Annotated in this window: 6 protein-coding genes and 1 pseudogene; 5 read left to right on the forward strand and 2 right to left on the reverse strand. The window is 76.4% G+C overall.

Annotated features, from left to right (window positions below):
- Window positions 1-123: 123 nt before the first annotated feature.
- From ACZ6Z8_RS35555 to ACZ6Z8_RS35565, 3 genes are all read left to right on the forward strand, one after another.
- Entirely contained in the window at window positions 124-2,301 is a 2,178-nt protein-coding gene (locus tag ACZ6Z8_RS35555) for an asparagine synthase-related protein (RefSeq protein ID WP_465614135.1), read from the forward strand.
- Between the two features lie 157 nt (window positions 2,302-2,458).
- Window positions 2,459-2,980: a universal stress protein gene (locus ACZ6Z8_RS35560; RefSeq protein ID WP_465614136.1), complete on the forward strand. Its 522-nt coding sequence runs from the start codon at window positions 2,459-2,461 to the stop codon at window positions 2,978-2,980.
- Between the two features lie 94 nt (window positions 2,981-3,074).
- Window positions 3,075-3,779 (forward strand): DsbA family oxidoreductase, encoded by a 705-nt coding sequence (locus ACZ6Z8_RS35565; protein WP_465614137.1) that lies wholly within the window; start codon window positions 3,075-3,077, stop codon window positions 3,777-3,779.
- Window positions 3,780-3,860: 81 nt separating this feature from the next.
- On the opposite strand, the gene ACZ6Z8_RS35570 is transcribed toward ACZ6Z8_RS35565, so the two are convergent.
- Window positions 3,861-6,221, reverse strand: coding sequence for a sigma-70 family RNA polymerase sigma factor (locus tag ACZ6Z8_RS35570; RefSeq protein WP_465614138.1), 2,361 nt, complete (start codon window positions 6,219-6,221; stop codon window positions 3,861-3,863).
- Between the two features lie 368 nt (window positions 6,222-6,589).
- Window positions 6,590-7,465: a TetR/AcrR family transcriptional regulator gene (locus ACZ6Z8_RS35575; protein WP_465614139.1), complete on the reverse strand. Its 876-nt coding sequence runs from the start codon at window positions 7,463-7,465 to the stop codon at window positions 6,590-6,592.
- A 551-nt stretch (window positions 7,466-8,016) separates the two neighbouring features.
- On the opposite strand from ACZ6Z8_RS35575, the gene ACZ6Z8_RS35580 reads away from it, so the two are divergent.
- Window positions 8,017-9,390, forward strand: a complete 1,374-nt coding sequence (locus tag ACZ6Z8_RS35580; RefSeq protein ID WP_465614143.1) for an NAD(P)/FAD-dependent oxidoreductase — start codon at window positions 8,017-8,019, stop codon at window positions 9,388-9,390.
- Window positions 9,391-9,572: 182 nt separating this feature from the next.
- Window positions 9,573-10,889 (forward strand): annotated as a pseudogene (locus ACZ6Z8_RS35585) (PP2C family protein-serine/threonine phosphatase); the annotation flags it as partial.
- Window positions 10,890-11,241 lie beyond the last annotated feature (352 nt).

Here is an 11,241-nt window from a genome sequence, read left to right on the forward strand (position 1 = left end):
GGCGCGCCGGAACGAGGGCACGCCCGGACGCGCGTGCGGGCCGCGACCCGGCACTCCACCCGGCCGCCCCGCCCGGCGCCGGACGCGCCGCGCGAGTGCAGGTCCTCGTCCGGTGGAGGCGCGATGCGGTGGCTGACGGGCTGGAGCACGGGTGTGCCCCGGGCGGGAACACCGGCGCACGAGGCACTCGCCACGGTCACACCGATCGCCGCGCGCCCCCTGTGGACCGGCCCCAACCCGCTCTGGGCGGTGGGCGACTGGCGCCCCGAGGAGATCCGCCTGGTCACCCTCCGCCCCGGCGCCCCCGCCGCCGTCAGCACCGGACCGACCGCCCCCGACCCGGTCGAGGACACCCCCGCCACCACCCGGCTCGCCGTCCTCGGCCACTGCGGAGCCACCGACGCCGAACTCGCCGCCGGCCTCGCCGCCGCCCGCGGCGGCGCCGTCCGCCACCTGACCGCCTGGCCCGGCAGCTACACCGTCGTGCTGCGCACAGGCACCCGCTCCACCCTGCTGCTCACCGACCTCGCCGGCGCCCAGCCCGTCTTCCACACCCCCTGGGCCGACGGCACCGCGTACGCCACCGCCGCCCTCCCGCTCGCCGACCTGGTCGGCGCCGCCCTCGACACCGGCCACCTCGCCGCCCGGCTCGCCTGCCCCGAGTCCCCGGAGGCGCTCGGCACCGGCACCCCGTACCTGGGCGTCCAACGGGTGCCGCCCGGCCACGTGCTGGCCATCCGCGGCGGCCGCCCGTACCTCGACGCCTACGACGAGCCGCCCGGTGCGGACCAGCCGCGCGACGAGGCGCCCGCCATCCGCGAACTCACCCGCGCCCTGCTGGAATCCGTCCGCTCCCGGGTCCGCACCACCGCAACGGCCGGCGGCCCCGCCGGGCGCGCCCGGCTCGGCGTCGACCTCTCGTACGGCACCGCCTCCGCCACCGTCGCCCTGCTCGCCGCCGCCGTGCCGCTGCCGCCGGTGCCTGCGGGCGCAGCGGGCGTCGGGGCCGCGGCGCTCGCCGTCGGCACCAGGAGCGCCGCCCGGGCCGCCGGGGCCGCCGGGGCCAGGAGCGGTGCGGTCAAGGGCTCCTGGGTCCGGCAGAACGCCCAGGAGCCCTCCGCCCCCGAGCAGTTGGCCGCCGTCACGCTCGGCGAGACCGAACCGCCCACCACCCTCGCCCTCGCCCCCGACACCCCGCGGCTGCGGCACACCGTGCTCGACCCCGGCCCCGACACCCTCCCCTACGCCGTCCTGCGCGCCGACCCGCAGTCCGGACCGCTCACCGACGAGCCCGGCCCCGAACTCGTGGCCGTCGCCCGCGCCGAGGCCCGCTTCGACGCCGGCGGCACCGACCACCTCACCGGCTACGGCGCCCGCCAGGTCCTGGACGGCCACCCGGCCCGGCTCGCCGACCTCATCCGGGCCGGGCGGCCCCGCGAACTGCTGCCCCCGGTCGCCGCCCTGGCCGGCGCCGACCGGGCCGCCGCCGGTGTGCTGGCCGGCGCGCTGCGCACCCCGCTCACCGTGGTCCGGGCCGCCCACCGGCTCTCCCGGGTCCGCTACGCCGACGCGCTGGACGAGGCGGCCGCCAAGCTGACCGCCCGCCACGTCCCCGACGGCGCGGGCACGGCGGGCGACCGCTCGGCCGTCGACCTCGCCTGGTGCGTCCCCGGCCCGGCCGCCCGCTGGCTCTCCGACGAGGCGCTCTCCTCGGTGGCCCTCCGGCTACGCCTGGCGGCGCGCAAACCGGCGCCCGAGGAACACCCCGGCGCGCACCGCGCCCGGCACGCCCTCCACCGCCAGGCACGCTCCTACCGCACGCTCGTCCACGCCGCCGAACGGCCCGGCCAGCGGCTGCACGCGCCCTTCCTCGACAACCAGGTGGTCCGCGCGGCCCGGCTGCTCCCCGACGACGTCCGCCTCCAACCCGGCGCCCGGCACGCCCTCCTGCACGCCGTCCTCACCGGCGCCGGCCGCACCGACCTGCCCCCGGACTGGGGCCGCGGCCCCCGCCCCGACCGCACCGCCCCCACCCGGGCCGGCCTGCGCCTCGCCGCCGACGGCCTCGCCGAACTCTTCGACGCCCCCCTGCTCGCCGAAGCCGGTCTGATCGACCTCGCCGCCGTCCGCGCCGGCCTCGCCCACTCCACCGACCCCGCCACCCCCCTCTCCCCGGCCGCCCTGGCCGGCCTCGCCGACCTCGTCTCCACCGAACTCTGGCTCCGCCGCCTCCGCGCCCGCCGCCACGGCGCCTGCTGGACCGGCCTCCCCCATCCCCGCCTCCCGGCCCTCACCCCCTGACCCCCGCGGCTCCCCGCCCGCCGGGGACCTGCCCGATCGGGCGCACCCCCGTCCGAGCTGCCCCCGCCGCTGCGCCGTTCGGCGCGGCTGGCCCGGGCGGTGGCGCCGGGCAGGTGATGATGGCGGGGCTGTGAGTCAGCGGTGAGGAGTGTGCGCGGTGGCCGGTGTGAGCCCGGGGCAGGAGGTTCCCGTGGTGCTGTCGGTGCTCGGGCGGCCGCCGACCGGGCGGCCGCCGGGGGTGCTGGCGGCCTGCGACGGGTCGGACGGGTCGCTGTGGGCGTTGGACCGGGCGATCACCGAGGCGGAACTGTTCGGGCTGCCGCTGTACGTGCTGGCCGTGGTGAACCCGGCACCGGCCGGGTACCCGCCGGGGATGGCCGAGCTGGTGCAGGAGAGCGTGGAGACGCTGGTCGAGAGCATGGCGGACGGGCTGCGCCGGGCGGTGGCGACCGTGCTGCGCCAGCGGGTCCGGCCGTACGAGGGGGAGATGTCGCTGCACGTGGTGCTGGGCAACGTCATCGAGGTGCTGCTGGAGGCCTCGACCCGGCAGCACACGCTGGTGGTCGGCACCCGGGGCAACGGGGGCTTCGCCCGGCTGCTGCTGGGATCGGTGAGCTCGGCGGCGGTGCACCACGCGGCCTGCCCGGTCCTGGTGGTGCCGGCACCCGCGGAGGGCTGAGGCAGGGAGCCCGGCGGTGTCGGGAATGTGCCGAGATGGTTCATCGTTCACCCATCCCGTACATCCGCACGAGACGCCCCCTGGAGCCCCCGACATGAAGGTCGAGATCTGGTCCGACATCGCCTGCCCCTGGTGCTACATCGGTAAGCGCCGCTTCGAGCAGGCCCTGGCGGACTTCCCGGGCAAGGAGGACGTCGAGGTCGTCTACCGCCCGTACCAGCTGGTCCCGGACGCGCCCGCGACGGCGAGCCCGCACCGCGCCTGGCTGGCCGAGCGCTACGGCCCGCAGTCGGTGGCGATGGACGCGCGGGTGGCCGAGCTGGGCCTCGCCGAGGGCATCACGTACGACTTCGACGCCGCCCTGCACGCCAACACCTTCCTGGGGCACCGCCTGCTGCACCTCGCCGAGGCCGAGTACGGCGCCGAGGCGCAGGGCCGGCTCAAGGAGGCGCTGCTGAAGGCGCACTTCACCGACGGTGTGGACGTCGGCGACCGTGACGCGCTGGCCGACGTCGCGGTGGCGGCGGGTCTGGACCGCGAGCGGGTGACCGCCTACCTGGCGGGCGACGAGGGCACCGCCGAGGTCCGCGCCCAGCTGGCCGAGGCCCGTGAGCTGGGCATCAGCGCCGTGCCGACCTTCGTGTTCGAGGGCAAGTGGGCGGTCCAGGGCGGGCAGGAGGCCGCGACCTTCCGCAAGGTGCTGGAGCAGGTGGCCGCGGAGATCGGGGAGCGCCGCCCGGCCCCGGTGCAGGCCGCTGCGGCCGGTGAGGCCTGCGCGGACGGCTCCTGCGCCGTCTGAGCAGGTAGCCGCGGGAGCGGGAGGCCCGTCCCGGAAGCCGTCAGCGGCTCCCGGGACGGGCCTCGGCCCGTGTCGGGCCCCCTACGAGCACCTGAACCGGGCCTGCGCCCAGTCCGCCACGTTCAGCGCCGACCAGATCCCGTGCACCGGCGTGACCACCAGCCGGATCGACTTCTGCCCGGCCAGCGGCACGTGCACCGGCACCGCGTCGTCCCCGGCGCCGATGACACGGGAGCGCCACAGGGTGCTGCCGTCGCCGCCCTGGACGGTGAAGACCACCCCGCCGGGGCCGAGCGTCGCGTCGTCGACCCCGGCGACCGCGTCGAAGGACGTGCAGCCGCGGTTGAGGTCGATCAGCGTGGTGGCCGGCGCGTGCACGGTGATGGCGTGCGGGTGGTAGTCGCCGCCGATCCAGCCGCCGTCGCGCTGCCAGAACCTGTCGCTGCCCTTCCGCCGGATGCTGGGCCCCTCCGGCGGCACCCGGTGGTTGCCGGGCTTGAGCACGGGCAGGGAGTCGCCCCAGAAGTCGGTGGGCGCGGGCGGGATCGGCGGGGTGACGGTCGGTTCCGGCACCGGCGGCACCGGCGGCACCGTGGGCACGGTGGGCGTCGGGACGATCGGCACTTCCGGCACTTCCGGCACTTCCGGTAGCTCCGGGAGCTCCGGGGTCGGCAGCGGCGGGAGGGCCGGGGTCGGAACGCGCGGTGGCTCGGCGGTCGGTTCGGTGGTCGGTTCGGTGGTCGGTCCGTGCCGCGGGGCCCGGGTGGTCACCGGGTGCTGGGTCGGCTTCGAGGTCGGCCTGGGGGCGGGAGTCGCACTCGGGCTGGGCGCGGGCCGTTCCAGGGCCGGGGCCGGGGCGGCGCTGGTGGGCGGCGGGGTGGGCGCCGGGGCGGGCGGCGCGGGCACGGCTGCCACCGGTGCGGGTGAGGCCGGGGCGGAGACGGCCGGGGGAGCGGCCACGGGCGGCTCCGGCTCGGTCGAGCCGGTCAGCGCGTACGCGGCCACCGCGGCCGCCGCCACCGCGACGGCGGCGGCGATCCCGGCCTTGGCGGCGGTGCCCAGGCCCTCGCCGGCCGCGGCAGCGGCCGCGCTCCCGCCGGAAGCGCCGGAAGCCCCCGCGGCGCCGGAAGCCCCCGCGGCACCGGCCGCGCCGGAGGCACCCGCAGTACCCGCGGCCCCCGCCGCCGTGCCCGAGGACCCGGCCGCGGCCGCCGCCGTCCCCGCCGCGGCCGCACCGCCGACCGCGGCGACACCGCCCACGGCGGCCGCGGCGGCGCTGAACCCGCCGACCCCGACCCAGACCAGCACGCCGCCGGGCAGCAGCGCGCGCAGACCGGTGTTGATCTCGGTGAGTTCGAGGCAGGCCGCCGTGCAGCGGTCGCACTCCTTGAGGTGCCGGCCGACCTCCGCCGAGGCCCGCTTGCGCAGCGAGCCGCGCGCGTACGCCCCGAGCCGGTTGGCGTACGCCTCGCAGCTGCTCGCCTGGCTGCCGGAGACGTGGGCCTGGAGGAAGGCGGCGGCCAGCCGGTCGCGGGCCCGGTGGGCCTGGACGGCGGTGGCGTTGGCGGTTTTGCCGAGCATCACGGCGACGGTCTTCGGGGACTCCCGTTCGACCTCGGTGTGCCAGAGCACCACCCGGTCGTCCTCGGGGAGTTCGGCGTAGGCCTGCATGACCATCCGCTGGTCGGCCATCGCCATGGCCCAGGCGTCGGCGCCGGGGTCGGCCAGGTCGAAGTCGACGACGGCGGCCGAGGTCTGGGCGAACAGGCCGAAGTCGTCGACGAGTTGTTCGCGCCGCTCGCTCCGGGTCCAGGCGGCGGCGACGTTGCGCACGGCGGTCAGCAGGTAGGCGCGGACGGCGAACTCCGGTCCCTTGCCCGCCTTGAGCGCCTGGAGGGTGCGGGCGAAGACCTCGCCCGCGAGGTCCTCGGCGGTGAAGCTGTCCCGGCAGCAGGTGCGGGCGTAGCGGCGCACCGAGTCGACGTGCCGGAGGTAGATCTCCTCGTACGCGGTGTCGTCGCCGGCCCGGACGCGGGCGGTCAACTCGGCGTCGGAGGGCGGGCGCTCGCCGTCCACCGGGTCGGCGGGGGCGGGCACGGTGGGGCGGGCCGGCCGGCCGTCGGCGACGAACGCCTCGGGGGCGACGCCGCCCCGGCCCGCCGGGGCCTGGCCGGGCACCCGGCCGGGCGGCAATGCGGAGGAGGAGGCGGAGGAGGCGGGCAGCGGCTCGCGGCCGGGCCATCCGCCCTGGTCCGGGACCTGCCCGGCGCCGGAACCGGCCGCGCTGCCCGAGCCGGATGCGGAGCCCGATCCGGCCGGGGCGCCCGGCACTTGGGCCGAGCCGCTACCGCCGGGGCCCGCGGCTGACCCTTCGGCCGTACTGCCGGAGAACCCCCCGAAGTCGAGGCCGTACCCGTAGTCGTTCTGTTCCTCGGCGCTCACAACGGACCCCAGATTCCACGACAGCCCCCGTAGTGTGGCAGGGCGCGTGGGAGTGCGTGGGCGCACGGTTCCCCGGCGTACGGCGCCGACGGCGCGCGAAGGGCGCGCATCGGGACATTGGCTCCAACCACGGGCAAAGGATGGCATAGCGCAGGGACGCGCGGTAGCCGGACCGGCCGGTACCCACTCTTCCGAGGGGCCGTCGCGGATCTGTTCGCCCGGCGCGCGGCGCGGGGTCGTGCGACGCCCGCACCCGGCGCGCGTGCTCCGTCCGCGCGCCGGTGTCCCGCCCAACTCGCCTGCCCGCCCCGCGCGTCGGCAGCGGAGGCCGGGTGCCGCCGCCGGACCGGCGTGCCGCGGCAGGCGGCTCAGCCCGCCCGCAGACCGTCCAGCAGTATCTGCAGCAGCCGGTCCGACGGCCCCGCGGCGGCCGGTTGACCGTCCGTCTGCGGACCGACCACCGTGAAACCCGCCGCCGTCGGCGCCGAGACCGAAGGCCGCGCCGCGTGCACCGGCACCGAAGCGGTCAGCACCAGCACCACGTCCGACACCGTGACGCCCGGCCGCAGCTCGCCCGCCGCACCCGCGCGCGCCACCAGGGCGGCCAACAGCTGCAGCAGCAGCCGGGGATCGGCGTCCGCCGGTGAGGGCTCCGCCCCCGCCCCGGACCGCGCCTCCTCGCCGCGCAGGTCGAAGCGGACGGCCGCCGGCGGTTCCGGCGCCCGCTGCTCCGGCACCCGGCCCAGCTCCTCCGCGTACCGGAAGGCCTCCGGCGGCAGCAGCCGCCCGGCCCCGGTTCCCACGGCCCGGGCCAGGTACCCGGCCAGCGCCTCCCAGGCGCCCTCGCCGCCGTACAGCGACTCCCGCGCCTGCGCGGTCAGCCAGGCCACCTCCTCGGCGGCGATCCGCTGGACCAGCACCTCCTTGCTCGGGAAGCGCCGGTAGACCGTGCCGACCCCGACCCCGGCCCGGCGCGCGACCTCCTCCATCGGAGCGCCGTAGCCGAACTCGCCGAACACCTCCCGGGCGGCCCGCAGCACGCTCTCCAGGTTCCGCCGGGCGTCCACCCGCAACCGGGCCCCGGGCAGCGGCGCGGTGGCCTGCGGGGGCTCCGCCCGGTACGGGACGGCCGCGTACGCCATCCCGCCCTGCGGCAGGTCCACCGGGCCGCGCTGCTCCGGGACCGTGCCCTGTCCGGCGTGCGGTGCGCCCGCCCGCCCCAACACCTGCTTCTGCTCCATCATCCCAACTCTCCCCCGCAGGCGTCCGGAACCGGACCCTGTCGTCGCCCGCCCCTGCACCCCCCGGTGCAGCTCAGCCCGTCAGAAATGACCAGATGACCCATCGCTCGTGCCGCCCGTCCCGTTCCGGTGACCACGGTCGTGCCGCCGGGCCGCTCTTGACGTCCGGCTCGGTGCGTCGGCACCGCCCGGGGCCTCGTCCGGGAACTACCCTTCCCCGGATGACTGTCCCCCAGTCGGGTTCTCACGCCAACGCTGGAACTGGCCGTAGTGGCCGCTCCACGGTGCGTCGCCACCGGTTGTCATGGCGACGGCCGCTCCGGCACACAATCCGACCATAGTTCACGGCTCTTCGCGGCCGAAAGTGCGTCAGAAAGTCGCCCGGGAAGCACAACTGGCCACGGCCGTCACTTCCGTCGCAACCAGCCCCGTACGGACTGTGGACAAGACCACCTCCGCCGGTCCTTCATAGGGGTGCGTGATGGGGGGACACCCCCGGCCGCAGGGCCGGGACGAAACGTCACATCGGCAGGAGGTGCACCATCAGGATCCTGATCGCCGGCGGCGGCTGCGCCGGGATGGCCACCGCGCTCCACCTCCAGCGTGGCCTGCGGGAGCGGCTGCGGCGCGGGGAGGTGGAGATCACCGTCGTCGAACCCCAGGCCTACTCCACCTACCGCCCGCTGCTGGCCGAGGTCGCGGCCGGCTCGATCGACCCGCGGCACGTGGTCGTCCCGCTGCGCCGCGCCCTGCCGGGCTGCCGGGTGCTCACCGCCCGGATCACCCGGATCGAACACGCCGCCCGCCGCGCGCTGGCCGACGCCGCGGGCCCCGGCGAGCCCCCGGCGCCGCTCGAACTCCCCTATGACGTCCTGGTGGTGGCCCCCGGATCGGTCTCCCGGACGGCCCCGGTGCCCGGCCTGGCCGAGCACGGCCTCGGCTTCTCCACCGTCGGCGACGCGGTGCACCTGCGCAACCACGTGCTGGAGCAGCTCGACCTCGCCTCCGCCACCCGCGACCCCGCCCTGCGGCAGTCCGCGCTCACCTTCGTCTTCGTCGGCGCCGGGTACGCGGGCGTCGGTGCGCTCGCCGAACTGGAGGACATGGCCCGCACCGCCGTACGGGGCCACCACAACGTCCGCGCCGAGGACCTGCGCTGGGTGCTGGTCGAGGCGACCGACCGGATCCTCGCCGAGGAGTCGCCCGAACTCGCCGAGCACACCCTCGGCCAGCTGCGCGAGCGCGGCGTCGACATCCGGCTGCGCACCACCCTGGAGTCCGCCGTCGGCGGGGTCGCCGCGCTCTCCGACGGCAGTCGCTTCGGAGCCCGCACCCTGGTCTGGACGGCGGGCGTCCGGCCGTCCCCGATGCTGCGCGACACCGACCTGCCGCTGGACACCCTGGGCCGGGTCCGCTGTCTGGCCACCCTGCAGGCCGTCGGACCGGACGGACGGGCGCTGCCCGGGGTCTGGGCGGCGGGCGACGGCGCCGCCGTCCCCGACCCCGGCGCGGACGGCGCCCCCTGCGCGCCCAACGCCCAGCACGCCTTCGCCCAGGCCGAACTGCTGGCCCGCAACATCGCCCTGTCCCTGGACGGCGGACCGCACGCGCCGGGCCTGGCCGCGTACCGGCCCGGCCCCGCCGCCTGCTCGACCTCGCTGGGCCTGCACCGGGCCGTCGCCCACACCCGGCGCGGCGGCCGGCTCACCGGACGCCGCGCGTGGTGGCTGCACCGGGCGCGGCACCTGCGGCGACTGCCGAGCGCGGAGCGCCGGGTGCGGGTGCTGATGGACTGGGTGCTGCTCGGGGTGTTCTCCCGCGAGGTGGTCTCCCTGGGAACGATCGGGCACCCGCGTTCGGCCTTCGAGGGCGGATTCGATTCCGGTACGGGCCGGCCGTCCGGGGCGGGGCCGGAAGCTCCCCGATGAAGGCGCCCGTCGCCCGCGGCCGGCGGCCGGTCCGAGGGCCGATCCGACGGCCACGCCGGGCGGGCGACTTCCGGAACCGGCCCTCCGCCTGACAGGATCAGCCCGAACTGGTCATTACCCCGTGTACCGATGTGTACACAAAAAGTGATGATATGCCTGGAAAACGAGGAAGCGGCCGTCGTTTGAACCTCATGCGCTGGAGCGCCCGGCTCACCGGAGTCCCCTGGCGTGCCGCCCCACCCACCGGGGCCGGCACCGACGAGGGCACGCCCTCCACCGACAACGTCGTCGTGCCCGGCCCCCGCGACCCGATCGGCCCCGCCACCACCGCCGAACTCCTCGACCCGCACAAACCCCAGGACCTGCGCGAGGTCCTCAACCGCATCCCCGCCCCGGTCGCCGTCACCTACGGCCCGCTCCACCAGCTCGGCTACGCCAACCGCGCCTACCGCGAACTCTTCGGCGACCGCCCCACCGGCCTGCCCGCCGCCGAGGCCCTCCCCGAACTCGGCACCATGGGCGTCCTGCCCCTGATGGACCAGGTCATCCGCGGCGGACGCCCCCGCAGCGTCAAGGCCCGCTGCATCCTCGGCCTCACCGGCAACCGCTACTACAACGTCTCCTGCGTCCCGCTCGGCACCGGGGACGCCGGTGAGCCGGCCGACAAGCTGCCGGCCCCCGACGGACCGCCCGCCGGAGTGCTGATCTTCGCCGCCGAGGTCACCGACCAGGTCCTCGCCGCCGCCCGGCTGCGCGAAGCCGAACGCCGCCAGCGCGAGGCCGCCGTCACCCTCCAGCGCAGCCTGCTCCCGCAGAAGCTCGACCAGCCCGCCGACCTGCGGGTCGCCGCCACCTACCAGCCGGGCGGCGCCGAGGCCGCGGTCGGCGGCGACTGGTACGACGTCATCGCCATCGCGGGCGGACGCACCGCACTCGTCATCGGCGACGTCATGGGCCGGGGACTGCGGGCGGCCGCCGTGATGGGCCAGCTGCGCACCGCCGTACGCGCCTACGCCCGCCTCGACCTGCCCCCGCACGAGGTGATGTGCCTGCTCGACGGCCTCGCCATGGAGATCGACGCCAACCAGATCGCCACCTGCACCTACGCGGTCTGGGACCCACGGCGCCGCACCCTCTCCTACGCCTCGGCCGGCCACCTCCCCATGCTGCTGCGCTGCCCCGACGGAACCATCCTGCGCAGCGAGGAACAGAACGGTCCCCCACTCGGCACCGGCGGCGGCCTGCACGTCTCCCACACCCTGCGCCTGCTCCCCGGCACGACCGGAGTCCTCTACACGGACGGCCTGGTCGAGCGCCGCGACGAGGACATCGACCAGGGACTCGACCTGCTGGCCCGCACCCTCACCGGCGCGATCGGCGCCCCCGAGGTGATCTGCGCCCGGCTGTTGCGGGCGATGGGAGTGACCTCGGAGCACGACGACGACGTCGCCGTCCTGGCCTTCCAGCTGCCGGCCGAGGAGGGTGCCGAAAATTCGCTTGCGACGCTTGACTCGGCCTCCCCAGAGGTCTAATGTTCTTCGAGTTGCCTGGCAGGGAGCACCGGACACGCATCAGCGCGGACGGTCCCGGGGCAGCCAATCCCTTGAAACACCACTCCGGTCCGTGCCGGTCGTTTCGCTTTTCGCGTCGCGACTCGGTGCTTATTCGGCGTGCTCGTTTTATCGGATTGCGGCTGGACTCGGCCGGATTCGCTTTTCGGAGCGGGGATCGGCTAGAGTTTGGAACGTCGGACGGAGCGTCAAGCACCGGAAGACACCGGCGAGTTGGATGACGAAGCCCCGGAAAACGGAGCGGAAAACATCTGATAAGCTGGGAACACGAAAGAACGAA

Source organism: Kitasatospora sp. NPDC101108 (genome assembly GCF_055584725.1).

Bases quoted from the DNA above. Each gene is read 5' to 3' on its own strand.
- ACZ6Z8_RS35575 (WP_465614139.1), bottom strand. From the start codon at position 7,465: ATGATGGAGCAGAAGCAGGTGTTGGGGCGGGCGGGCGCACCGCACGCC.
- ACZ6Z8_RS35555 (WP_465614135.1), top strand. From the start codon at position 124: ATGCGGTGGCTGACGGGCTGGAGCACGGGTGTGCCCCGGGCGGGAACA.
- ACZ6Z8_RS35565 (WP_465614137.1), top strand. From the start codon at position 3,075: ATGAAGGTCGAGATCTGGTCCGACATCGCCTGCCCCTGGTGCTACATC.